This is a genomic window from Luteibacter sp. GL_149 (assembly GCF_057834065.1).
Genome location: NZ_CM174395.1, coordinates 4,218,983 through 4,243,314, shown reverse-complemented (window position 1 = coordinate 4,243,314; position 24,332 = coordinate 4,218,983). Strand labels below are relative to the sequence as shown.

Here is a 24,332-nt window from a genome sequence, read left to right as displayed (position 1 = left end):
CGCGAATCTTGGACAAACAATCCCGTTGCCACAGGCTTACCCGCGTTGCGGTAGCCGGTCGATACTCGAACCCGATGCCGGCATCCACCAGGGGTTGAGGGGTGGCCGGCGCGCTCGCGCAAAGCCAAAGGGATGCCATAGCCATGCGTGTTTTTCCGCTCTCGTTAGCGGCGTGCGTTCTCGTGGCGGCCACACTGGCCGCGGTCGTCGCATGGCCTGGCCAGGCCGGTGCGCAGCAGGCCGCGCCGGCCTCCAGCGCGCCCCTGACCCAGCAAGATATCGCGCGCATGCTGCCGGCGACCGACATGGGCGCGGGGCATGGACACGGCATGGCGACCTATACGGCCGCCACCCATCCGGGCGATGCCAGCACGGCGACATCCTTCGACGCGGCGTCCATCCCGACGAATCCGCTGATGCCCAAAGCCGATCCGATCGGATCGAAAACCTGTATCGCGTGCCATACCCAGGAAAACATCCAGGCGTCGCACTCGCTGCATGTCGCGTCGTTCCGGGCGGGCAGCGAACGCAGCGGTCCGCAGGCCGCGTGCGAGACCTGCCACGGACCGGGTTCCGAACATGCGAAAAATCCGACCGCTCCCGGTTCGATCATCGCTTTCACCCACGACTCGAAAACGCCCCCCGCCGAGCAGGCGAAGGTGTGCCTTGGCTGTCATGCCGGCGGTGCGCGCCAGCACTGGACCGGCTCGATCCACGAACTGCGCGATCTTTCCTGCACCGACTGTCACAACCCGATGGCGCGTGTGTCGCCCGAGGGCGTGCTGGCAAAACCTTCCATCAACGAAGTCTGCGCCGGCTGCCATCAGGACATCCGCGCGAAGTTCAACCGCCGTTCGCATATGCCGCTACCCGAGGGGCAGCTGGCGTGCACGGACTGCCACAACCCGCACGGCACGATCACGAAGCCGCTGCTGAAGACCGATACGGTCAACGAGACTTGCTACACCTGTCATGCGGAGAAGCGCGGACCGTTCCTGTTCGAGCACGCGCCCGTACGGCAGAACTGTCTCAACTGCCATGACCCGCACGGATCGAACCAGCAGACCCTGCTGGTCGCACCGATCCCGATGCTGTGCCAGCAGTGCCACACCATGACGCGCCATCCGAACGACCTGCAGACGGCTGCGGGCATGGGCACCGGTGCGTCGCCCGACGAACGCGTGATGGGGCGTGCGTGCCTTAGCTGTCACACGAACATCCACGGTTCGAACAATCCCTCCGGTTCCAAGTTCCACAAGTGACCGATGACGAGGAGGCGGACAATGCATGCGCTCGAAGCGAAAGTCCTGATCTTCGGCATCGGTGTCGCATGCGCCTCGTGCGCGTTCGCCGGCGATACCAGCGGTACGATGCGCGTCGGCGACATGCAGTTCGGCAATGCGCTCGACCCGCGCGGCTGGACACCCATGCTGTATCCAGCCGATCCGGACGGTATGTCCTATCTGCATGCGGGCATGCTGCGGACGCCGACGGGTTTGCCGTATCGCTTTCCACCCGCCGCCGACGATGTAAAGCCGCTGGGTAAAGCGAGCGACTGGACCTATTCCGGCGTGGTGGAACTCGGATTCGTCCACGTAGGTGGCGACCGCAACGCGGAATTCTTCCGTCAGTACGCGGACTGGAAATCCGGCTTCGCGCTGGGTCTGCTGGCGCTCGACTTCCAGAACGCGAAAACCGGCCAGTACGTCGAACTGCGCGGTAGCCGGCTGAGCGGCGACGACCAGTTCTATCGCCTGCGCGCCGGTCAGTACGGACGCTATCGCGTGGAAGCCTTCTACCGCGACATGCCGCATACCGTGTCGACGAATGCCTATCCCTTGTGGAACGGTGTCGGAACTTCCGATCTGACGCTGCCTTCTCCGCTGATCGCCGGTGCGAGTACGCCGGCCCAGGTGGCCGCGGCGCACGCCGGGTCGCCGCGCCGCACGATCGGGCTGACACGCACGCGCGAAGGCATCGGCATCGAAGGCACGGTGTGGCGCAACTGGATCGGATCGGCATCGGTCACGAACGAAAAACGATCGGGTACGCGTCTGTGGGGCGGCTCGATGTTCTTCAACTATCCGTTTCCCGATAACGGCGGTGTGCTGGAGACGGTCCGGCCCATCGATTTCCGTACGACCGACGTGAATCTGAGCGTGCGCAACGTCGGCAGGATATGGCGCTTCATGGCGACCTATACCGGTTCGTTCTTCCGCAACAATCAGGATCACCTGAACTTCGAAAGTCCGTTCCGTCTTTACAACGTCGTGGGTACGCCGCAGGTTGCCGATATCAAGTACGGCCAGTTCTCCCTTGAGCCGGACAACGACTATCACAACGTCCGGCTGGACCTGTCGCGCGAGCTGAAAGGGAACGGCCAGTTCACGGTCGCCGCGGCTTACGGCACGATGCGGCAGAACGATGCGCTGTTGCCGCCGACCACCTGTACGGGTACCGGCGGCATCTTCATCGCGCCGCCGGTGAACTACACGTTCAACTGCGCGGACTGGAACACGACGAACGCGCTGTCGCAGAAGAACGCCAATGCGCGCATCGACACCGGACTGATCGATACGCGCCTGACCTTCCGCCCGACGCCGACGTTCGGCTGGCATGCGAACCTGCGTTGGTACCGCGAGGACAACAAGACCCGTTATCTCGCCTATAACCCGATCACGGGGCAGTACGGCTACATCTCCGAGAACGGCTCGCAGGGAAGCATCGTGCCCGGCGAATCGGGCATCTTCGATCCACGCAATCCGCTGCTGCATTCGGCCAATGTGACCGTACGCAATGTGCCCTACGGCTACACCGATACGTTGTTCGAACTGGGCGGCGACTGGGAAGTGGCGCCGAAGCAGTCGCTGAGCGCGACTTATACCTTCGACCATAACCAGCCGAAGTACCGTGAGCGCAAGCGGGTCGACGACCAGCGCATCAAACTTGCGTGGGTCGCCCGCGGCGTGGGTGGCGCGACGATTCGCGCTTCTTACGAATATGCCAGCCGCACCGGCGATCGTTACAACTACGATCCCTACAAGCAGTTCTTTTCCGAATCGCTGGCGGGCTTCGTCGATCCGGTCACGGGAATCGCGGCACATACCGTGGACGACATGCGCAAGTACGATCTGTCAGATCGCACGGAGAACAAGGCGCGTCTGATCCTCACGTATCCATGGGGCGATTCGACCACGCTTTCGGCCACGTTCTACGGCAGTCGCGATCGTTACGACACGCAGATCGGCCGGCAGAACACGTCGACGACCGGGGCCACCCTGCAATGGGACTGGCAGCCGACGCCAGCCACGACGATGAATGTCTATCTGGGCGCCGAAGGGACGAGGCTCGGTATCGCCAACGTGGCCGACAATGAGTCGCTGATCGGCTCGAACATCGGCCAGACCAATCCCAGTCTTGGTGGACCGCTGTATCCGTACGCGAATCAATGGTGGGAGCTCGATCGCGAGCGCAATAGCAATGCGGGTCTGAGCTTCAGTCACGACTTCGGTCGCGTGCGCGCGGATGTGAGCTACAACTACTCCGGTTCGTTCGGCCATGTGGGTTACAACTACGCATCGCTCGCCGCGCTTGCGTACCACGGACCCAATGCGGCCGCTGCCGCCGGCGACAGTTTTCCGGACAACAGCTATCGCAGCAACAGCATCGACCTTGGCCTGAGTTTCAGGTTCACCCATCAGCTCGGCATGCGTCTTTTCGGTCGTTACGAAACGGGGTCGTTCACCGACTTCCATTACGCGGGATTCGACAGCACGCTCGACTACGACCATCGTGTTTACACCGACAAGGGACCGCAGCGGCATTACAGCGCGAGCCTCGTCGGCGCCATGTTCAACGTGAAGCTGTGAGGAGGGGGCTATGTCGACCATTGTTCGTCTGATCGTCGCCGCCTCATTCGCATGGATGCTTCCCTGCGCCGCCGCCGATGCACCGGTAAAGCCGCTCGACCTGCGCCGCGTGGAAACCGTGCATGGCGATGCCGCGGCGGGCACCGCGAAGGCCGCGGTATGCGCGGCATGCCACGGGCCGGCAGGGGTGGCGATTGCGCCCACGTTTCCGAATCTCGCGGGGCAGTCCGCGACGTACGTATACATCCAGTTGAAAGAGTACAAAGAGGGGCAGCGCGCGAATCCCATCATGACCGGCCAGGCGGCCGGGTTGTCCGATGCGGATATGCGCGATCTTGCCGCGCATTACGCGGCGCTTGCGCCGAAAGCCGTCGGCCGGCCGGATGCATCGTCGCGCGGCGCGGTACTTTATCTTGCGGGGGATGCAACGCTGGGCGTGCCGCCGTGCCAGGGGTGTCATGGCACGGCCGGCCGGGGGCCGAAACCGGCCTATGCGTCGTCGCCCCAGCCCCCATGGCATAGCTTTCCTTCGCTGGCCGGGCAGTCGTCGCTATATGTGACGCAACAGTTGGGCGACTACCGGACCGGTACGCGGGTGGGCAGCAGTAACGCCAACGTGATGCATGGTGTGGCGCGGAACCTGAGCGATGCGGATATTTCGGCCCTGTCGAGCTACATCGAGTCGTTGTAGTCGAATTGTTGATTGAAACCGGGCCGTTGTGGGAGCGCGCAGGCGCGCTCCCACAGGCATCGGGGAATCACTGGACTATTGCATTAGCATCCCGCGCTTTTTCTCGTCGATTCCCGGACTCATCACCCGATATATCTCGCCGACTTCGTCGATCAAGCCGCGCAACACATACGCGGCCTGCGCCACCGAGCCTTGCTCGGCATCGATCACCGGTACGTCGATAAGCAGATCGGCCACGCCACGCCTGCCCGACAAACGGTCGGTGATCGCTTCGTGGATATCGCCTAGCATCAAGGCGCGACTGCCTTTGCAAAGCGGGCAGGGATCCACAGCAAGACATGCGTGGAGAGGTTCGCGGTGTTTCCGCGATGTTGTCGCGTCCCGGCGATACGTATGGCCAAAGCCTCTCCATCGCGAAGTTCATCGTTATGCCCGCTTACATGGACATCGACGGCCCGGAGCGGCGCATGCTGAGGCTTCGTTCCAGCATCTGCTGCTGTTCCCTCTGAAGATGCTGGAACTGCTGCATGGATTCACCCCACTGGGCGCTGCTCTGCTCGACGGATTGGCTGATGGCCTCGGCAACCTCCACCTGGGCACGCTGGCGAATCGGTGCGTGGGGGCTGCCCTGAGAAGCAAACACGCGGGTGCCATCGAGGCTGAGGTCGACGCGATCGATCTGTTGCAGCCTATCGCGGCGTGCGGCAAGGACAAGCGCGGCGGCGAGGTTGTCGCTGTACTCGTCGGCAGGGCGTTTCTGTGAGGCATCGATGGCCGCGATGCCACGGCGCGCCTGCTGGTACATCGTGTGATCGGGATGAGACGGGTGGTCGAGACGGATCGCGCGACGCGGGGTCAGTGGGTCCGGTCGGCGTAGCTGCTCAAGCGTGTCATCCATCGACTGATGCAAGGCACGGAACGGCGCCTCGATATCGTCATGCACGGCATCGAAGCCGTGACCGATCCGGCGGCCGATGTCCTGTGCGGTGTGGACCGTGGCATCGACACTTCGTTCGACCCGCTCCGCCACGGCATGGGCGGCGCGATGGACGCCTTGCTGCGCCAGGTCGATACCCTGAGTGACCTCGCGGCCAAGGTGTTGCGCGCCGTGCTGTACGGCGTGCTGGGCCACCTCGATCCCTTCGCCGAGTTCGCGGCCCAGATGGCGGGCATCGGTCCACGCCTTCTCGACGGTACGGTCGGCCTGCTGCACGGCAACGTCAGCGGTACGCTGTATCGCGTCGCGGGTGACGTCGACGCTGTGCGCGATCTCGCGGCCGACGTACTGCGCGCCGTGAACCGTCGCCTCGACGCCCCGTTCCACCTGCTCGGCGACAACGTGTACCGTTCGCTGTGCGGCCTGCTGGGCCACGTCGACACCTTGCGACACCTCGCGCCCGAGGTACTGCGCACCTTCGCTGGCGGTTCGGGCGACCGTGTCGGCGGCGTGTTCGACGCGATGCCCGACCGCCGATACGGTGTGCAGCATGGCGCGATGCGCGGTATCGAGGCTGTGCCCGATGGTGTCCGTGGTGCGCTGATAGGCGTGTTCGGCCAGCGTGGCACTTAGCCCTATCGTCTGGGTGAGGGTGGCCTGTGTTTGCCCGAGCGTGATAGCGCCGCGTTGCCTGATCGCCTCGACGGTGTGCATGGCGCCGTCGACATCGCCCTTCCACAGGTCCGACGTTACTTTGCCGACCATGCCATGCAGGGTCTGTGCCTTATGAGCGGCTTCCCACAGCGACGAGACCGTGTTTCCGCGCAGGGCATGGATATCGGCCCGGAACAGGCCGATGGCGCGGGCGTGATCGCGTGCGTTTTGTTCGTTGGCGTCGGACAGGTCCGAGAGGGTGCTATCGGGCGCACTGGGAGCGAAGTTGGTGATCGTGTGCGCGGCGAAGCTGATCGGAGTGAACGGATTGCGGATGCTTGTTGCGGTCGCCTGGTCGTGATACCCCGCATCGGTCAGTCGCTGGATATCGCTGTCGGTCGCGTAGTAGCGCACGGAGCCGAAGTGCCGACTGGCCGCGCTGACCACGTCGGTGACCCGCACATGGTTGATGACCTGATCGCCGCCTTCGGGAATGCCGTGCTGGAGATCGACGGCACCGTAACCGTTGAAGGTCTCGCCGCGCAGGCCGAATTCGTAGGCGGTGGCTTCGGCAAGAGCACCACCGAGAGAGTGGCCGGTGACGGTGATGTTGGCGCGGTCGAAGAGCGGACCTTCCTTCTCCTTGGCTTTGTTCAGTACAAGGTTTGTGAATGCGCGAGCTTCGTCCAGCTGGGCGTTATGGCCTGTGACGATCATGCCCAAGTCAACCAAGGCATCCTGAACTACGCCAAAGGATGTCTCCGTACCCCGGTGAGCAATGACAATCTCTTGAGTGCCTACTCGTTGGTAAGCCGTTCCTTGGTAGCCCGTCAGACCACTTTGTTTGGTAACAATAGCTTCGTACCGAATACCTTCAATCAATGGATCTCGATCATTCTCTCGATCCTTGTAACTATCCCTGCTTAGGGCTGCATACATACGCGTCGTGCTTGCCATCAAAATGCCTCCTTGGCAGATAATGTGATGGAGAAAAGTTGGTTTTTGCGTTCAAGTGCGAACTGCGACGAATACAACCAACCAGATACTGTCCGTTCTATCTGGTTTCCTTGAAAGTCATCGCGGTCGAAGAATGTGGATCTTCTTTTTTCCGGAGTGAATTCCTCACGAGAAAGCCCTGCATGAAATGTCAAATTCTTGGTCCTTGGGAGCACCACAATGCTGTCAAGAGACCAATGACATATGCCAAGGCCAAAATAGTCTTCGTCGACAACTCCATCGAGGTACATGCTGCCCCAGTAGACGTGATCTGAGATTTGCTTGAAAACAACTTCGATACGTACGTCTTTGGGTGGAATGCGCATGGCGTTCAAAGGGGCGCCAGTCACAGGAACGCAAGACAGGTCGCTTACTTCGTAATCCGCAAATCCGGTAACGATATCGAACGGCGCTGGGGCATCGTTGATCGTCAAGGTGACGTCGTAACGCAGCTTCGGATTCGGGTTCCGTTTGACGTTAGGCGTCGTAATCAATAGGTCGCTGACAACGAAATAAATTAGCAGCGCGACGGCGAGTGATTTGACCAGTATCGTTCTCATGGAATCTGCTCGGGGAGGCTGCATGCGGTGTGATAGACCCCGCAATTCGTGTCGACCGCTTCGCATCTCCGCATTCCCGATTCGACAGCCTTCTCAAGAGTGATGTCGGCGGTGACATTGAATATCTTGTCGCCTAGCACCATCGCTGCACATTCGTTGTCGTAAGCCACTTTCAGTTTGCAGGTTGTTCCACCGTTGATCTTGCAATGCGCAAGCGCTGCTTGTTCTGCACGTTCCTTGCTGGACTCGCCGGTTACAGAACCCAGGGCGGCTGTCGCTGCATCGGTAGCAATGGCGCCCCATCGTGAGACCCATCGCGGCGGGGGCGGCATGATGGGGCCAGCGTCATGGCCCGGAATCGGTGCGCATCCGACGATTCCCTGCCCTAATGGCGCTGGCATGGGGTAGGACCCCGGCGCGCAGCCTCCCTCGGCACGAACCGCGGTATTCATACAGAATCCGGCAATTAGTACCGTCGTCATGAACTTCCATTTCATTGCGTGCTCCCTGCGCATTAGTGACCTCATTCACCATGCTTCTTGATGACGTCGGCCTGTGGCGATGGCGTAGCGTGCAACCTTGTCGGTTGATGACGAAATGCACCTGCGCTTTCATCAGCAGAGCTCACGTGAGCTGCATGCGACTGCGGAGGCGTATACGACCCCGCTGGCTGTCCCTGCGGCCCGGGCCGGTTCTTCGGATCGAGTGCGGAATACGACAGGAAATGGCCCGCCGTGCCCTGAAAGAACGCGGCCGCCAACGGAGGAACGGAAACGATCAACACGGTCAACAGAAGACCGATGCCGCCTTGTTGCAGCGCCTGACTGGACAGACCTTCGGGGTCCGAACCGAAGATTTCATCGTTGATGAATTTTGCCCCCCACATCGCCCCGGCGACACGTAACGACAGGCTAAGCACCATGGCGCTGACCATGTTCAGTACCGCCATGGAGAACAGGGTGCCGACGCCGTACATCAGCCACTTACGGAACAGGTCTTTGGTCTGATCGAAGATCAGGCAGAGGATGAATAACGGTCCCAGTCCGATAAAGAGCGCGAGGGTGAACTGATAGAGGAGCAGCATCGCGCCAGCCGCCATGGGCGGGCTCGCTGTGCCGAAGCCAGCGAAGAGCATGGCGTGGGCTTTCTGCTCGCGGTTTTCGTCGTCGCCCTGGGGAATCTGCACCGCATCGATGGCCGCGAGCGCGATCTGCGTGTAAGCCAGATTCTTGTCGATGGCTTTGGAGGATTCCTCGTGATCGCCCGTGACCAGGTAGTTGATTTCCTTGCCCACATCGACGGTCAGGAATGTATGCAGGTTTTCGCCGAACATCCCCATGGTCGTGGCGGTGACGACGATGAAGGCCGTGCGCGCCATGCGCTCGACGACATGGGCGATGGGTTCGCGGAGCTGGCCGGTGGTCAGGCGGTAGCCAAGGAGCATGACCCACAGGGTGGTCAGGACCAATGCGATGCTGCTGGCCCAGGTCATGGTCCGGCGCATCAGGTCCATGCCGGTCGTGGCGATCTGGTGGTTCAGGTAGTTGTAGATCAGCTCGAAGAACAGGAAGTCGCCCAGGTTCGCCGGATCGGCGAAGGCGATGGCTCCCATCGGTCCGAGAAACCCAGTGAACCCTTCCGTTAGTGCGTCCATGCCGTTCCCCTAGCTTCCGCGTGCGCTGTCCGGCACGCGTCCTTGAATGTAGCTGTCCAGACTTACAGCCCCGGCACGGCCTTCAAAGCGGACATACGTACTCACCGCAAGTAGGCGATCGGCCAGTTTGCGGTGAGGCAAGCGGGGAGTGTCGTCAGGGCGGTGTCCCGGAGCTACGAGACGAATCTGAAAAAACGTAATTATTTAACGAGTCATCGAGACCGGCTTCAGGCGTGGTACCGATCAGATCGATAGCACCACGCGGCGACGCCATATAGAAGCGTTCGAAAGTATTTCTGCGGGGAGGTTCGCGGAGATCGGAGGAAGATTTGCCGGACTCAGTACGTCACCGTCACCTGGATCACGTCGCTGTACGGACCGGCGGGGACCGGTGTCTGCACGGGAACGCGACCGTAGACGCCGATGGTTTGTTCCGCGCCGGTTCCCGTACCACTGAGGGTGTCGGTGTTGAGCGTGTTACCCCAGCGCGTCGCGTAAGTGGCCTCTTTGTATAGCTCGTAGATAACCGTCGTGGTTGCGCCCAGCATGCGTCGTGTCGAGCCGGTGGCGTTCTGGCCGTTGTCGAGACCGATCTGCCACGGCGAACGCCGGGTGCAGGTCAGGCGAACAAGCGAGTTATTGTCGTGGTTCGTGTTGAGGAACCCGGGTATGTTGCCGAAATTCAGGTCGTCGGCGGTGCCGACGGCGCAGAACGGGGGAACGTTCGCGGTGATGCCGATGTTGGGCGAGGTGCTGGTTCCTCCCGCACCGCCACCCGCGGTGCAGCTTGCCGGATACGTACCCAGCGATAGCAGCACCTCGTTGTACTGGTAGTTCATCGAAGCGGTGAGCGAGCCGGTGTAATTGCCGAATGCCAGGTTTGCCTGGGATGCGGCTACCTGGCCGTAGATATTGATCGATCCCGTCTTGGGCGAGCCGTTGACGAGAATGGCGAAACTCTCGTAGAACGTGTTCGGCGATGACGGCGAGACGGTGAGCGAACCCCAGACCTGGTTATGGGCGAGGTCCTTGTAGAGGTTATAGGTCATCGTGTCCGAGGTGCTGTTGACCAGGGTGCGCGGGTTGTAACTGTTCAGCGGATCGGGACCGAAACTTACGCACATCGTGATGTATGTACCGAACAATCCGCCCAGCAGGCCGCCGTTATACGAGCACGAGTAACTGAGTGTCGCGGTGATGGGCACGGCACTGGAGTTCGGCTGCACCTGGCCGAAGGCTACCGGTCCCAGGCTGGTCACATGGCATTCGGTCGTGGCGTGTGCCCCGGCGGCGGACAGGGCCAGCAGCAGGAACAGGAGCAGTCCGGCGAGGCGTTTCACGGGCGTACCTCGCGGCAGGTCAGCGGTCCCAGTTGCGGAAGATCGTGCGCACGTTCCGGGTAGATCAACGTTGCGGTGCAGGTGCGGCCGTCCGGTCGCGTGACGCGCAGTTCCGTCGAACCTTTCAGTGTGTCGAGATAGGCCAGGCCGTCGTATCCCACGATCGCCGGGCTCCCGTTGCCTGTATCGACGCGACTGCCCAGTGGCAGATCGATCCCGGCGTCGTCGACGAGTACCACGGATGCCGCGCGTACCGGGCTGATCGGGAAACGCACCACGACACCGGAACGGTCGGCCGGGGCGACGACCGCTTCGACGCGCTGCACGCGCGAATCGGCCGGAAGGTCGAGAGGATCGATGGCGATATGGTTGTCCTGATAGGCGTTCAGCCGGGTAACCAGCAACGTTCCATGGCTGTCGGTGACACCGGTGCGGCGGTTCTCCAATTGCACCGGCACGTCCGGCACGCCATCGGTCGTTACCACCGCGAAGGCATCGTCGACGCGCCTCGCCGCGAACACATGGCCGCCCAGGAACACCACGGAACCGTTGATATCCGCGTAACTGTACGAGCCTGTCCCGATCGTGCTCGCACCCAGCGTGGCCTGGCCGTTGCTGCCAAGCCAGCCCACCTCGCCCAGGCCACCCCCGCTGGCGCCGCCGCGTCCCTGCACATGCCAGCCGAAGCCGCCATCGCCGGGAACCGGTTGACTGGCATCGGCGATGAAAGACGTGCGGTCGCGATCGCGTTGGGCCGAGAAACTCAACGTCTTCTGCGTATCGAGGGCCATCGTGAAACCGACGAAGATGCTGCGGTCGCGAGACTTGTCCAGGTTCTGGTTGATGCTGAGATTGATCGACGTGCCACGGCCGACATTGCCGAGGACGAACAGGCCGGCGTAGCGCGTCATCGGCTGGTTCGCGTAGCGCAGGCGCACGAGGTTGGCTCCGAAGCTGGCGCGCCGTACGTTGAAGCCGATCAGTGCACGATCGCTCACGCGGGGCGGCGCCGATCCGTAGCCGCTGGCGACGTCGCGGTAATTGCCGCGGCTGCGTAACGTATCCAGCGACAGGTTCATGTACTTGCCTGTCCACGTATAGCCGGCGCCGAACTGCATGCCGCCGCCATGTGCCATCGAGACCGAGCTATTGACCACGCTGGCGCCGCCGGGCGTCCAGACCGCGCCGGCGCCGGCCGTGCCGCGACCGTCGCCTGCTTCGGCGTGACTTTCGAAGGTGAACCGGTCGGTGATGCCGCGACGCCACGTCGCACTGACGACCGGCTCGTGGCCGTATTTGAACGATGTGATGCCGTAGTCCTCGCGCACGGCGCCCAGTTCCACCGACCAGTCGTTCACGCCGACGCCCAACAACTGCCGCGCGGAATAGACAGGGAAAGTTACCGTGCTGCTGCGTCCCAACGCATCGGTGAGAACGACCTGGGCCTGGCCGGCGGTGTCCATGCCCGGTACGGCGGTCAGCTGGAAGGGGCCGGCGGGAACCTTGCCGTTGTATTGCTTGATCCCGTCGACATAAAGCTCCACCGCCGACGGTGCGGTTGCCTCGCCGAAGAACTGCGGCAGCGGCGTGGTGACCCGATAAGGCTGCAAGGCAAAGTCGGTACCGAATGCGATACCGCCGATACGCGTGGGCCGCGTCCAGGACAGATATCCCGTGAAGGTGTCGCCTATCGTAAGCGCCTGCGCGCGGTCGGGGAGTGCCAGGCGCCACTGCGTATCCAGTCTGACGGAATCGCTTTTCCAGCCATCGTTATTCGTCTCGTAGCGGCGGGCCAGCGATGTATTGCTGAGGACGCCGTACTGCGACGTGAATGCCCGCGCTTCCGCCAGCGCGCTGATATTGCCTTGTCCCTCGCCGCTGGATGCATAGATGTCGTAGTTAAGCAGGATGCCGGTCGAGCTGGTCGCGGGTATCGATGTTCGTTCGTTGCGATTGAGTACCTGGCGAGGCAGCGAAAGACGGTCGATGCTCGCGTCGACGGAAACGCGCTGAAGCGCTACGTCGTAGGAGTAGCGCACTCCCTTCATGTCGCCAAGGCATTGCTCGTTGTCGTCGGATAGCAGCACGAAGCCCAGCGAACGCAGATCGGCGGTGGATGCGCATAGCGCTTCGCCATGGCGTACGAAGTGGATGAGACGGCTGGTGCTCGTACCGTTGAGTATCACTTCGAGATAAAGATCTTCGCCGGCCGTACGCGTGCGCGGCGTAACGGTAGGCGGTGGGGGCGCCGGTTCCGCCGCGTCGCGCGATGTCGCGTGAAGGGCCATGGCGTTGAGCATCAGAAGGCTAGCGGCCGTCCGCGTCCATGGTAAGTGTGGATTCGGACGCCTCACCGTTGATCCTTGCGCGCACGGCGCCACCGCGGGGATTGCTTTGCGGGGGCACGCGCCAGCTCATCGTGCTGCCGGGCAATGCGTAACCCACCAGCCCGGGTAGCAGCACCGTGCGATTGTTCTGTGCGCCGACGATCGCGAGATCCGCTATCTGCGCGTGGCCGCTGCCCGAATTGCGTACTTCCAGGGCGGTTCCATCCGGTCCGTCGCGCCATGTCGCGCGTAACGTCGCTGTCTTCGCTCCATCGGAAGGAACGAGGAATATGGGAATGGAATACCGCAGTACGAAGCGAAGGCCGGGTTTCGCCTCGTGATCTAGGGGAAGCTCGTCCACCAGGACGCGGTAGGCAAGCTCCGTACCCACTGGGGCATCCACGCTGCGGATCACGCGTACCAGCTGCCGGTCGCCGGGCGCTACCGATATCATCGGCGGACTGACGATCAGATCGCGCGTGGGCTCCAGTCGATCCTTTCCATCCACCTGCGTCCAGCGGAACACGCGGACCTGGGCCTGAATCGTGTTGGTCCCGGTATTGGTAAGCCACAGCGCATCGGCCTGCGCATTGGCTGCAAGTTGCAGACCGATGGGCGAGACCTGCAATCCACTCGCCATCGCCGTGACCTGCGCGCACGCCAACCATGCCGCCAGCAAGGCGGCTATCCACGCTCGCGAAAGCCATGGAAACACCGTCAATACGTGATCGTAGCGGTGATCACATCGGCATAGCTGCCGACCGCGAAATTGGTGCTTGGCACGCGGCCGTACACCGGTATCGCCACCGACACGCCGGTGCCGGTGCCGGCGAAGACATTGCCGCCCGTTCCTGTCGTACTTCCCCATATGTCGGCGGCGGTCCGCGTTGCGGCACGGTAGAGTTGATAGGGCACGAGTACCGTGCCATTGCTCATCTTGCGCGAATTGGCGTCGATGCCGTTCTGTCCGTTATCCAGCGCGATGGTGTAAGGAGAGAGGGGCGTGCAGTTCACGTTGAGCGCTCCCTGATTGTCGACGTTGGTGGCTGTCGATGGGTGCGATCCGAAATTGACATCGGTAGGTGCCGTGGTGCTGATGTCGCACGCGGCGGTAATCTGGATGCGTACGTTGAATGTGGTCGTGGCGGTCGCGGCCTGGGCGTATTCCGTGACCCCGAACAATGCGACTGCGCTGAGCGATGCAATGACAGATACGACGATACGGCGATTCATAACGTTACCCCCCGTTGTCCGGCGCGTTATGCGCGCCGTAAAGCAGTGCTTCGTTAGATGCTGATGCAGCGTGCGCGTTGCGGTCTGAATGAATGCGATTGCAGCTTGCACGCGATGCGGGGGGTACTTGTATGAAAAATCGGAAGTTGTGCCATTTTTGCGTAGCGATAGCGAATTGCGGCCATCGATCGGTGGTAGCTATGGGCATGTAAAGGTTACTTGACATCTCCTGCCGGTCAGCGGACTATTTGTGTCAAGCGTGCTTGACACGTTTCCGACAACCTAAGGAGGTGCACCATGTCCCACCGCATCGCGCTCCGTCTCGTTGCTTTCGCCATGGCCTGCTGGGCCGCGTCGACACTGCATGCCGCTACCGACACGCCGGCGGCATCTTCAGCACCGGCCAGCGAATACGCTGCGGGTATTACGGATTCCTTCCAGATCGGCACGCTGAAGGTTCAACGTTACGGCCATGGCGGCCGCCCGATCATCCTGATTCCCGGTCTTTCGAGCGGCGCATGGGTCTGGAAGTCCACGATCGAATCGCTGTCGAAGACCGACACCGTGTACGCCGTCACGCTTGCCGGGTTCGACGGCACGCCGGCGCCGGCCGGCGACGAGAGCTATATGGATCGCGCCGATGCGTCGCTGCTCAAGCTGATCAAAGAGCGCAACCTAAAGCATCCCGTGATCGTCGGGCACAGCATCGGCGGCACGATCGCGCTGCGCTTCGCTGGCCAGCATCCCGACGCGGTGGCGGGTATCGTGGCCGTCGACGGGTTGCCGATCTTCCCCGGCATGGACAGCGTGCCGGCCGAACAGCGTGCCGCCATCGCTGCAAACCTGAAGGCGAAGGCCGAAGCCGCCACGCCGGAACAATACCGTGCGCAGTCGCTGGCCTATATGGAAAAGGTCGGCAGCATCGACCCGGCCATCGCTGCACGATATGCGCCGCTAAGTGCCCGCAGCGATGTGAAAGCGGTTGCCCGCTACATGGCCGAAGACGCAGGCGGCGACTTCCGTCCCGTACTGAAGAACGCGACGATGCCGATTCTGGAGATCGCGCCTTTTAACGCAGCGGATGCCGCTGCCAGCCGTACGGGGATGACCGAAGCGCAGAAGACGGCGTATTACCGGTCGCTGCTGGCTGAAGCGCCGCATGCGAAGGTCGTTTCGATCGGTCCGTCGCGCCACTTCGTCATGCTCGATCAGCCTGAAGCCTTCCAGAAGACGCTCGCCGGCTTTATCGGCACGCTCTGATCCAGGGGGACTTATGCGAGCCGTACACAAACGCTATCTGCGCGAGTTCATCCCAGCGATGGGCGGGTACGTGGTTCTTATCTTCGGATCGGTATCGATGCTGAAAAGGATCGATACCGGTTGGCTGAGGGCCGTGATCACATTGCTGCCGATCATTCCCATCGCCTTCGTGATCCGGGCCATGGTGCGGGTCATCCGCGATCAGGATGAGCTGGAACGGCGCATCGATCTCGAAGCGATCGCCATCGCGGGTGCGCTGTCTGGCTTCGGATTCTTCAGTTACGGCCTGCTGCTGAATGCAGGTACATTGCCGGCGCCGCCAGCCGAGGCCGTGGCCATCTGGGTGATGCCGGTGCTTATGGGGACGTTCGGTATCGTGAAATGCGGCATGAGCCAGTACTACCGCCGTCGATGAAAAACCGTGTCCGCGAATTACGCACGGAGCGAGGATGGTCGCAGGCCGATCTTGGCGAACGACTCGATGTATCCCGGCAGACGGTGAATGCCGTCGAGACCGGGAAGTACGATCCGAGCTTGCCGCTGGCCTTCAGAATCGCCCATCTTTTCGCTTTACCCATCGAAACGATCTTCGAACCCGAGGAGTAAGGAATGCAACGATCCTCCCGCATGGCGATTGCCGTCGCGATCGTCGTCGCCGTACTGGCAGGACGCCACTATTTCCGGTCGCCGGAACATCCGGCCGATGCGGTGGCGACGCCGGTTCCGGCAGCGAAGGAACCGGCGAAGCCACGCACATGGCAGCTCGGCTCGCTGACGCTGCGCCCCTGCGAACTGGAGCAACCGCACAGTGGCCTCAGTACGGCGGCGTGGTGCGCGCCGTTCGAGGTGCCGGAAAACCGTGCGGAACCGGGCGGCCGCAAGATCGGTTTGCGACTTGCCGTCATTCGCAGCAGTGCACAGGTTCCGGCGAAGGATATGGTCGTCTTCCTCGCGGGCGGTCCGGGGCAGGCGGCGACGGAGAGTTATCCGGCCATCGCGCCAGCCATGGCACCGCTGCTCGCACACAGGAATGTGCTGCTCGTCGATCAGCGCGGAACGGGCGGCTCGCATCCGCTCAGTTGCCGCGACGATGGCGATACCGGCGCACACGGTGGCCCCGATGACAGTACTGCCTTCGATATGGGGCGCCTGCGTCGCGAAACCGAAGCATGTCTTACCGAGCTGTCGAAGGATGCGGACGTACGTTTCTATACGACTACCGACGCGGTGGCCGATCTGGAAGACGTGCGCAAGGCGCTGGGATCGCCGGCATTCGATGTGATCGGCGTGTCTTACGGTACGCGCGTCGCCCAGCAGTACGCGCACCGTCACCGCGATGCCGTGCGCACCATGGTGCTCGATGGTGTGGCGCCGAACGAGCTGATTCTTGGCGAGGACTTTGCCGTGAACCTCGATGCGGCACTGAAAGCGCAATTCGCCCGCTGCGCCGCCGACAAGGCATGCAGCGCTCGCTTTACCGATCCGTATCAGACGCTGTATCAACTGCGCGACGCGCTGCGCGCCAATCCGCACAAGGTGACCTTCCGCGATCCGCAGAACTATTCGTCGGTTCAGCGGGTACTGAGCGAACACTCGCTGGCCACCGTCGTGCGCATGTTCGCCTATTCGCCGGAAACGGCCGCGCTGTTGCCGCTGTCGATCGATGCCGCCGCTCGCGGCGATGTGGGGCCGCTGCTGGGGCAGGCCAAACTGCTTACCGGCGATCTGGGCGATACGATGGACGGCGGCATGCAGTATTCGGTGATCTGCTCCGAGGACGCGGACCTGCTGAAGCCACGTCCGCAGGATGCCGACACGATTCTCGGCGACACGATGATCGAAGCGTTCCGCGCCGCATGTTCCATCTGGCCGCACGGTCGGCGGCCCGCCGATTTCCACGAGCCGCTGCGCAGCGACGTGCCGACGCTGCTGATGTCGGGCGAGTTCGATCCGGTGACGCCACCGCGTTACGGCGATCAGGTAGCGAAGGGCCTCGTCAATGCGAAGCATGTCGTCCTGAAAGGCCAGGGACATAACGTGATCGCTCGCGGCTGCATGCCGCGCGTGCTCGACAATTTCATCGACAAGGCGCAGCCGGCGAGCCTCGATACCTCGTGCCTGGACCGGATGGGACCGATCCCCGTCTTCGTCGGATTCAACGGAGCGACGCCATGATCGAAGTAAGAGACCTGCATAAGGCATTCGGCGACGTACGCGCCGTCAACGGCGTCAGCTTTCAGGCCCGCGATGGCGAGATCACCGGCCTTCTCGGACCGAACGGTGCCGGCAAGACCACGACGTTGCGCATGCTCTATACGCTGATGCATCCCGACAGCGGCCAGGTCCTGGTCGATGGTATCGACGCATCGGTCGATCCCCAGGCGGTGCGCAGGCAGCTTGGCGTGCTTCCCGATGCGCGTGGTCTCTACAAGCGACTGACCGCCAGCGAGAATATCGATTACTTCGCGCGCCTTCACGGAATGCCCGAGGCATTGCTGGCAACACGCCGTAAAGCACTGATCGCCGCGCTGGAAATGGACGACATCGCCGACCGGCGCACGGAGGGTTTCTCGCAGGGGCAGCGCGTGAAAACCGCGATTGCCCGCGCACTGGTTCACGATCCGCGCAATGTACTGCTGGACGAACCGACCAACGGTCTGGATGTCATGGCGACGCGCGCGATGCGCCGCTTCATGCGGCAACTGAAAGACGAGGGGCGTTGCGTGCTGTTTTCCAGCCACATCATGCAAGAAGTCGCGGCGCTGTGCGATCGCATCGTCGTTATCGCGCACGGTCGCGTCGTGGCCGACGAAACACCCGACGCGCTGCGCGAGCAGACGGGAGAGGCGAACCTCGAAGATGCTTTCGTGAAAATCATCGGTACCGACGAAGGCCTTGCCGCATGAGCCCCGCCTTCGTCGTTTTCCTCAAGGAAGTCCGCGAAAACCTGCGCGATCGGCGCACGTTGATCAACGCGCTGATTACCGGACCGTTACTTGGGCCGGTGATGTTCATCATGCTGATGAATGTGATGGTCAATCGCGAGCTGGCCAAGGCCGACAAGCCCATCGCGGTTCCCGTGATCGGCGCCGAGCTGGCGCCGAATCTGATCGGTGCGCTGAAGTCCGCGGGTATCGACGCGTTGCCGGCGCTGGCGGACGCGGAAGCTGCCGTGCACGATCAGCGTACCGATATCGTCATCCGTATCGCGCCCGATTACGCCGAAGCCTGGAACAAAGGGCAGGCGGTGCAGGTGGAGCTGATCTACGATTCCTCGCGCCGGGACGCCTCGACACCCGTGCAGCGCGTGCGTTCGGTGGTGGAGAGTTACGGGCGGAGAGAAGGCGCGATGCGCCTGATCGCACGTGGACTGGCACCGATTACCGCATGGCCCGTGCAGGTCGCGGACCGCGATCAGGCGACATCGCAGTCGCGTTCGGCGCTTATGTTCTCGTTCCTGCCGTACTTCTTCGTGCTTACGGTGTTCCTTGGCGGCATGTATCTGGCGATCGACCTCACTGCCGGCGAGCGCGAACGGCAATCGCTGGAGCCGCTGTTCGTCAATCCCGTCGCGCGCTGGAAGATACTGGCCGGCAAGCTCGCCGCGATCTGTTCGTTCTCGACGGTGAGCCTGCTGCTCAGCGTCGCGGCGTTTGCTACGGCACCGCTGTTTATTCCCACCGAGAAACTTGGCATCGCGCTCGATCTCGGGTTCCGCTTCGCCGCGCATGTCGTCCTGTTGATGCTGCCGTTGATCGTGTTGCTGGCCGCATTGCAGTCGCTGGTGGCGGCGTTCGCGAAGAGCTATCGGGAAGCGCAGACGTATCAGTCGATCCTGATGATTATTCCGGTGCTGCCCAGCGCGCTGCTTTCGGTGATACCGGTGAAGGCCGAGTCGTGGATGTATGCGGTGCCGTTGCTCGGGCAGAACCTTGGCATCGTGCAATTGCTGCGCGGCGACGGGGTGACCGGCGAGCAGGTGATGCTGTGTCTTGCTGGCGGTTTCGCGGCTGCGGCGATCGCGGTAGTGGCGACGGCGTATCTGTATCGGTCGGAGCGGTTGGCGATTTCGGGGTAATCCAACCACCTCACTGTTATTCCCGCGCAGGGAGGAACCCAGTGCGGTGCAACGGGTTTTGCGACGAAGCTTGTTCACGCTTTTAAAGCGCGATCGTGCACGTCAACGCATCCTGCGCGTGGTCGCCCTGGGCCCCTGCCTGCGCAGGGGCGACGGTGAGGGGAATAGGGTGTTGTCTATTCCTTCCAGCGCAGATCCACCCCAACCAGGAACGTCCTCCCCGGCGCCGGCTCGTAATACCGGCCATTGCCGTCGTTGACGATGACCGAGCCGATCGTGTGCCGGTCGGCGATATTGTCGACGCGTGCGAAGGTGTCGATACGCCAGCGGCCGCGTTCCGTGATGTAGCCGCCGGACAGTCCGAACACCGCATAGCCCGGCGCCGATTCGGTGCCCAGGTCGTTGACCGACGTGGCGCCCATGGCATTGGCATCGATGCCTGCCTGCCAGCCGCGCTCAGCGCCGTAACGAAGCGCGGCGTAGCCATTCGAACGCGGAACGCCGGGGATGCGCGTTCCCGCGGCAACCGGTGTATCCGGCGCGGCGCAGCCGGCCGATACGCAGGTGAGGAAGGGGCTGCGGAAGGTGGCTTGCAGATGTGTATAGGCCAGCACGAGTTTCAGGTTGCTCGCGAGTGTCGTATCCAGCGAGGCTTCGACGCCTTGCCGGCGCGAGCGAGCGATGTTCTGGTACGTCGTTCGGCCCCCGAGATTGGTGGCGACGGCCAGTTCGTCGCGACTATCGGCGCGGAACAGCGCGATCTCGGCATGCGTGCCATCGCGCGGCTGGAGCTTAAGTCCCACTTCCGCGTTCCGGCTGTGCGACGGGCGCAGGTCGAACGCCAGGCCGGCGCCACGGTCGGCACGATAGCCCAGTTCCGAGAAGGTCGGCGTTTCGAAGCCTTTGCCCCAGTTGGCATACAGGTGCGCGATCGGGGCGATGCGATAGAGCACGCCGAGTACCGGACTGGTCGCGCTGTACTCGACGCGGCCGCTATCGTCGGGATTGCCCTTGGCGATGAAGCGATCCTTCGAGCCGAATTTCACCGTGCTATGGCGCACGCCACCCATCAGCGTCCAGTCGTCCGCCACGCGCCACGTGGCCTGAGCGTACTGGTCGAAGTCGTAGACGCGGTCGATTTCGTCGCGGCGAAGCAGGCCGCGCACGCCCAGCGTGTCGCCTACGAAGTTGTTATAGCCCTGACGATGCTGATTCTGGTTGTCATAGGCAACACCAGTCGCCAGTTCGAACGGTCGGCCGGCGAGCTGGTCGCTATACACCCAGCGCGCATCGCCACCGCCGTATTCGTTGCCCAGGTCGACCACGCCGCCGGAATTGCCGGGTTGCGAAAGCTGCGTGGCTTTCGGGATCGACAGATACTGCGTGACGCTGCGTTGCCCGTAATAACCCATGACACGGAAGCTGTTGGCGTCGCTCACCCGCTGCTCGTAGATCAGGCCGGCCTGTTGCTGGTCGACGGATTTACGCGTGTTGTAGGTGTCCGCGACGCTGGCCACCTGACGCGGATTGGCCTGGTACTGCGCGCGCGTCAGGCCGAGCGGATCCTGCGCATCGGGTACGTCGAGGGCATTGAGTACGAGGGTCAGCTTGCGATCGTCGTCGATTTGCCAGCCGAGTTTGGCGTTGCCCGACTCGCGGCGCGCGGCACTGTGATCGCGGTAGCCACTGGTGCGGAAGTGGCTGACGTCGACGTTGTAATCGATGGGGCCTTCCACGCCGCGCGCATTCGCCGAGACGCGGATGTTGCCGTTGCTTCCGCCAGCGACGCCCAGACGCACCTCGGGCGGTTCGGTCCCGTCGGCGGTGAACAACTGGATCACGCCACCGGATGCGTTGCCATACAGCGCGGAGAACGGCCCACGCAGCACTTCGACGCGGTCGGCCGAATCGAGATTGAAGTGCGATACCTGGCCCTGTCCGTCGGGCATGCTCGCCGGTATGCCGTCGGTATACAGGCGCACGCCGCGTATGCCGAACGTGCTGCGTGCGCCGAAGCCGCGAATGGATATCTGGGTGTCCTGCGCGTAGTTCTGCCGGTCGCGCGCCACGACACCCGGAATCGACTGGAGCCGTTCGGACAGGTTGACGTCGAGCGTGCCGTCCGGCGGTGTCGCCACGACATCGATTGCTGCGGCGACGTCGAAGGGCTCCTGCGCGGTACGCGTCGCGGTAACGACGACGGGCGCAAGGTTCGTGCGTGCCGGCCGGGCATCCTGGGCGAAAACCGATGCGGCCAAGGCGGCCACACCGCAGGCGACCAGCGGGCGGACGGGGGAGTGGGACATGCGAAATCCAGTAGCGCTTAAGCTCAATGCGCATAGTGTCGCCGGTCGGGGCGGGTGCGGCCAGTGAAGAGCGCTTCACCATGCTAGCCTTTCGCCCTACCTTCCCTACGCATCGATGCCCATGTACAAGACTGCCCTCGCACTCGCTTGTCTGCTCTCTCTTTCCGCATGCGCCAAGACGGCGTCGACGGACGGTCAGGCCAATGCCGCCGCCGACCAGCCGGGCGCCGCCGTACCGCCGACCACGGCGGGGCAGTTGGCGGGTGGCGAGCTCGATCGCGTGCTGGCCGGCAAGTGGCGCTCGCCGGAGAACAGCGCGCGCGACGTGTATCGCCATCCGCGCGAAACGCTGCAATTCTTCGGTTTGCGTCCCGACATGACGGTGATCGAGATTGCGCCCGGTGGCGGCTGGTACTCGGAAGTGCTTGCGCCGTTCCTCAAGGAGAACGGCCGCTATATCGCCGCGGTGCAGGCATCGAGCAAGGTGGAAACGTCGTTGAAGGCGAAGTTCGACGGCGATCCGGCGGAGTACTCGAAGGCCGAAATCGTCGCGTTCGATCCGAAGGCGCCGACGTTCGGTCCGGCGGGTTCGGCCGATATGGTGCTGACGTTCCGCAACGTGCATAACTGGGTGGAAGCCGATACGGCCAGTGTCATGTTCAAGGGATTTTTCGCGGCCCTGAAGCCTGGCGGTGTGCTTGGCGTGGTGGATCATCGGTCCGCCGACGACGCGACGCTGGCCAGCGTCAAGGAGTCGGGCTATCTCCCCATGGATTACGTGATCGGCCTTGCGACCGACGCCGGCTTCAAGTTCGACGACAAGAGCGAGATCAACGCCAATCCGAAGGACACCAAGAACTATCCGAAGGGTGTGTGGACCCTGCCGCCGACCTATCAGCTGGGCGACCAGGACAAGGCTAAATACCGCGAAATCGGCGAATCCGATCGCATGACGCTGCGCTTCGTGAAGCCCGCCACGACGCCTTGATCCGTGCTGATCGCGCTCAACAAACCCTTCGGCGTACTCTGTCAGTTCAGCGGCGTCGATGGGCGTCGCACGCTGGCTGAATTCGTGCGGAAGAAGGACGTCTATCCGGCCGGACGGCTGGATTACGACAGCGAAGGGATGCTGCTTCTCACCGACGATGGTGGACTGGCGCATCGGCTCACGGACCCGAAACACAAGCAACCAAAAACCTATGTCGTGCAGGTCGAGGGCATCCCCGATGACGACGCGCTGGAGCGGCTCCGGCGTGGCGTCATGTTGAACGACGGCATGACGCTGCCCGTGGGTGTCGAAGCGTTATCGTCCGAGCCGGACTGGCTGTGGCCGCGCGATCCGCCTGTCCGGTTTCGAAAAACGGTGCCTACGTCGTGGCTGCGCATGACGTTGCGCGAGGGACGTAACCGGCAGGTCCGGCGTATGACGGCGGCGGTAGGATTGCCGACGCTGCGGTTGGTACGCGAAGAGGTTGGTGGCTATGCGCTGGATGGTCTGGCGCCGGGCGAGACGAGAGTACTGGAAGCAAGGGCGACGCCGAGACGCCCCTGATTTTTTGTAGGAGCCCGCAAGCGGGTTCCTACACGGAGCAGGCGGTTCAGATACCGAAAAAAGCCTTCGCCGTGCGCGTCGTTGCCTCGCTTAGCGCCTCGACCGATTCGCCGCGATCTTTTGCTACCTCGTCGCGGATGTGCGCCAGGTACATGGGCTCGTTCCTGCGATGCTTCGGCTGGGGCCGCACCGTGCGTGGCAGCAGGTACGGCGCGTCCGTTTCCAACATCAGCCGGTTCGCCGGAATATCGCGCACGAATTCACGCAGATGGTTGCCGCGACGCTCGTCGCAGATCCAGCCCGTGATGCCGATATGGCAGTCCAGTGCGAGGTAATCGAGCATGGCCTCGCGCGTGTCGGTGAAGCAATGGACTACCGCTGCGGGGAGGCGGTCGCGATAGCGCGCGAGTAACGCGATGAAATCGTCATGCGCATCGCGCTGGTGCAAGAAGACCGGCATGCCGAGGTCGACGGCAATTTGTAACTGCCGCTCGAAGACAGCGCGCTGGACGTCGGGCGGCGAGTAGTTGCGGTGGTAATCCAGTCCCGTTTCGCCGACCGCGCGCACCTCCGGTTCGTGGGCCAGTGTCCGTAGCAGGGCATCGACCTCGTCGTCGTAGTCGATGGCGTGGTGCGGGTGTATGCCCGCCGTCGCGAACAAGCGTCCTCCCGATGCACGGGCGAGCGTCAGCGCGTGCTCGCTGCCTTCCTTCGACGCACCCGTAATCACCATTTTGCCAACGCCGTGCGCGGTGGCGCGGGCGAGTACGTCGTCAAAATCGTGACGAAAAGATTCGTGGGTGAGATTGGCGCCGATGTCGATCAAGTCCATGTTTTCTTTCGCTTTGTAACGATGGTTTGAATGGGGTGGGGCA

General features: G+C 62.7%; 22 protein-coding genes. 11 read left to right on the top strand and 11 right to left on the bottom strand.

Annotated elements, in window-relative coordinates; genetic code table 11:
• Positions 1 to 143 precede the first annotated feature (143 nt).
• Genes AC3IR3_RS18740 through AC3IR3_RS18730 form a run of 3 tightly spaced genes read left to right on the top strand, consistent with a single transcriptional unit; the run spans position 144 to position 4,560 of the window.
• Positions 144 to 1,262, top strand: a complete 1,119-nt coding sequence (locus AC3IR3_RS18740) for a DmsE family decaheme c-type cytochrome (RefSeq protein WP_489194358.1) — start codon at positions 144 to 146, stop codon at positions 1,260 to 1,262.
• Positions 1,263 to 1,283: 21 nt separating this feature from the next.
• Positions 1,284 to 3,869 carry an MtrB/PioB family outer membrane beta-barrel protein gene (locus tag AC3IR3_RS18735; RefSeq protein WP_489194357.1) on the top strand — a complete coding sequence of 862 codons (2,586 nt, stop codon included), beginning with the start codon at positions 1,284 to 1,286 and terminating at the stop codon, positions 3,867 to 3,869.
• Positions 3,870 to 3,879: 10 nt separating this feature from the next.
• The gene (locus tag AC3IR3_RS18730) at positions 3,880 to 4,560 is read left to right on the top strand and encodes a c-type cytochrome (RefSeq protein WP_489194356.1); all 681 of its coding nucleotides are present in this window, start codon (positions 3,880 to 3,882) and stop codon (positions 4,558 to 4,560) included.
• Between the two features lie 75 nt (positions 4,561 to 4,635).
• On the opposite strand, the gene AC3IR3_RS18725 is transcribed toward AC3IR3_RS18730, so the two are convergent.
• From AC3IR3_RS18725 to AC3IR3_RS18685, 9 genes are all read right to left on the bottom strand, one after another.
• The gene (locus AC3IR3_RS18725) at positions 4,636 to 4,851 is read right to left on the bottom strand and encodes a hypothetical protein (protein WP_489194354.1); all 216 of its coding nucleotides are present in this window, start codon (positions 4,849 to 4,851) and stop codon (positions 4,636 to 4,638) included.
• 145 nt (positions 4,852 to 4,996) lie between these two features.
• Positions 4,997 to 7,090 (bottom strand): XVIPCD domain-containing protein, encoded by a 2,094-nt coding sequence (locus tag AC3IR3_RS18720; RefSeq protein WP_489196970.1) that lies wholly within the window; start codon positions 7,088 to 7,090, stop codon positions 4,997 to 4,999.
• A gap of 17 nt (positions 7,091 to 7,107) precedes the next feature.
• Entirely contained in the window at positions 7,108 to 7,707 is a 600-nt protein-coding gene (locus AC3IR3_RS18715; RefSeq protein ID WP_489194352.1) for a hypothetical protein, read from the bottom strand.
• Positions 7,704 to 8,204: a DUF4189 domain-containing protein gene (locus tag AC3IR3_RS18710; protein ID WP_489194351.1), complete on the bottom strand. Its 501-nt coding sequence runs from the start codon at positions 8,202 to 8,204 to the stop codon at positions 7,704 to 7,706. Before AC3IR3_RS18710 ends, AC3IR3_RS18715 begins: the two co-directional genes overlap by 4 nt.
• A 26-nt stretch (positions 8,205 to 8,230) precedes the next feature.
• Positions 8,231 to 9,361, bottom strand: coding sequence for a TrbL/VirB6 family protein (locus AC3IR3_RS18705; protein WP_489194350.1), 1,131 nt, complete (start codon positions 9,359 to 9,361; stop codon positions 8,231 to 8,233).
• A 338-nt stretch (positions 9,362 to 9,699) separates the two neighbouring features.
• Positions 9,700 to 10,701: a Csu type fimbrial protein gene (locus tag AC3IR3_RS18700; RefSeq protein ID WP_489194348.1), complete on the bottom strand. Its 1,002-nt coding sequence runs from the start codon at positions 10,699 to 10,701 to the stop codon at positions 9,700 to 9,702.
• Positions 10,698 to 13,001 (bottom strand): fimbria/pilus outer membrane usher protein, encoded by a 2,304-nt coding sequence (locus AC3IR3_RS18695; RefSeq protein WP_489194347.1) that lies wholly within the window; start codon positions 12,999 to 13,001, stop codon positions 10,698 to 10,700. The genes AC3IR3_RS18700 and AC3IR3_RS18695 overlap by 4 nt, the downstream gene beginning before the upstream one ends.
• 7 nt (positions 13,002 to 13,008) lie before the next feature.
• Positions 13,009 to 13,743 (bottom strand): fimbrial biogenesis chaperone, encoded by a 735-nt coding sequence (locus tag AC3IR3_RS18690; RefSeq protein ID WP_489196969.1) that lies wholly within the window; start codon positions 13,741 to 13,743, stop codon positions 13,009 to 13,011.
• A gap of 2 nt (positions 13,744 to 13,745) precedes the next feature.
• Complete coding sequence (locus AC3IR3_RS18685) at positions 13,746 to 14,261, bottom strand: Csu type fimbrial protein (RefSeq protein WP_489194346.1); 516 nt, start codon at positions 14,259 to 14,261, stop codon at positions 13,746 to 13,748.
• Positions 14,262 to 14,558: 297 nt separating this feature from the next.
• Between AC3IR3_RS18685 and AC3IR3_RS18680 the strand changes: the two genes are divergently transcribed.
• Genes AC3IR3_RS18680 through AC3IR3_RS18655 form a run of 6 tightly spaced genes read left to right on the top strand, consistent with a single transcriptional unit; the run spans position 14,559 to position 19,599 of the window.
• A complete protein-coding gene (locus AC3IR3_RS18680; RefSeq protein ID WP_489194345.1) occupies positions 14,559 to 15,521 on the top strand; it encodes an alpha/beta fold hydrolase in 963 nt (320 codons plus the stop codon).
• 13 nt (positions 15,522 to 15,534) lie between these two features.
• Positions 15,535 to 15,936 carry a hypothetical protein gene (locus AC3IR3_RS18675; protein ID WP_489194344.1) on the top strand — a complete coding sequence of 134 codons (402 nt, stop codon included), beginning with the start codon at positions 15,535 to 15,537 and terminating at the stop codon, positions 15,934 to 15,936.
• Positions 15,933 to 16,127: a helix-turn-helix transcriptional regulator gene (locus AC3IR3_RS18670; protein ID WP_489194343.1), complete on the top strand. Its 195-nt coding sequence runs from the start codon at positions 15,933 to 15,935 to the stop codon at positions 16,125 to 16,127. The genes AC3IR3_RS18675 and AC3IR3_RS18670 overlap by 4 nt, the downstream gene beginning before the upstream one ends.
• Before the next feature lie 3 nt (positions 16,128 to 16,130).
• The gene (locus AC3IR3_RS18665) at positions 16,131 to 17,696 is read left to right on the top strand and encodes an alpha/beta hydrolase (protein WP_489194341.1); all 1,566 of its coding nucleotides are present in this window, start codon (positions 16,131 to 16,133) and stop codon (positions 17,694 to 17,696) included.
• Positions 17,693 to 18,427, top strand: coding sequence for an ABC transporter ATP-binding protein (locus AC3IR3_RS18660; protein ID WP_489194339.1), 735 nt, complete (start codon positions 17,693 to 17,695; stop codon positions 18,425 to 18,427). The genes AC3IR3_RS18665 and AC3IR3_RS18660 overlap by 4 nt, the downstream gene beginning before the upstream one ends.
• The gene (locus AC3IR3_RS18655) at positions 18,424 to 19,599 is read left to right on the top strand and encodes an ABC transporter permease (RefSeq protein WP_489194338.1); all 1,176 of its coding nucleotides are present in this window, start codon (positions 18,424 to 18,426) and stop codon (positions 19,597 to 19,599) included. The genes AC3IR3_RS18660 and AC3IR3_RS18655 overlap by 4 nt, the downstream gene beginning before the upstream one ends.
• 176 nt (positions 19,600 to 19,775) lie before the next feature.
• Here the strand turns inward: AC3IR3_RS18655 and AC3IR3_RS18650 are convergent, their stop codons facing one another.
• Complete coding sequence (locus AC3IR3_RS18650) at positions 19,776 to 21,905, bottom strand: TonB-dependent receptor family protein (protein WP_489194336.1); 2,130 nt, start codon at positions 21,903 to 21,905, stop codon at positions 19,776 to 19,778.
• Between the two features lie 121 nt (positions 21,906 to 22,026).
• Between AC3IR3_RS18650 and AC3IR3_RS18645 the strand changes: the two genes are divergently transcribed.
• On the top strand, positions 22,027 to 22,893 hold the full coding sequence (locus AC3IR3_RS18645) for a class I SAM-dependent methyltransferase (protein ID WP_489194334.1): 867 nt from the start codon (positions 22,027 to 22,029) through the stop codon (positions 22,891 to 22,893).
• 3 nt (positions 22,894 to 22,896) lie between these two features.
• Positions 22,897 to 23,457, top strand: coding sequence for a pseudouridine synthase (locus tag AC3IR3_RS18640; RefSeq protein ID WP_489194332.1), 561 nt, complete (start codon positions 22,897 to 22,899; stop codon positions 23,455 to 23,457).
• A gap of 46 nt (positions 23,458 to 23,503) precedes the next feature.
• Here the strand turns inward: AC3IR3_RS18640 and AC3IR3_RS18635 are convergent, their stop codons facing one another.
• The gene (locus AC3IR3_RS18635; protein ID WP_489194330.1) at positions 23,504 to 24,289 is read right to left on the bottom strand and encodes a TatD family hydrolase; all 786 of its coding nucleotides are present in this window, start codon (positions 24,287 to 24,289) and stop codon (positions 23,504 to 23,506) included.
• Positions 24,290 to 24,332: the final 43 nt, after the last annotated feature.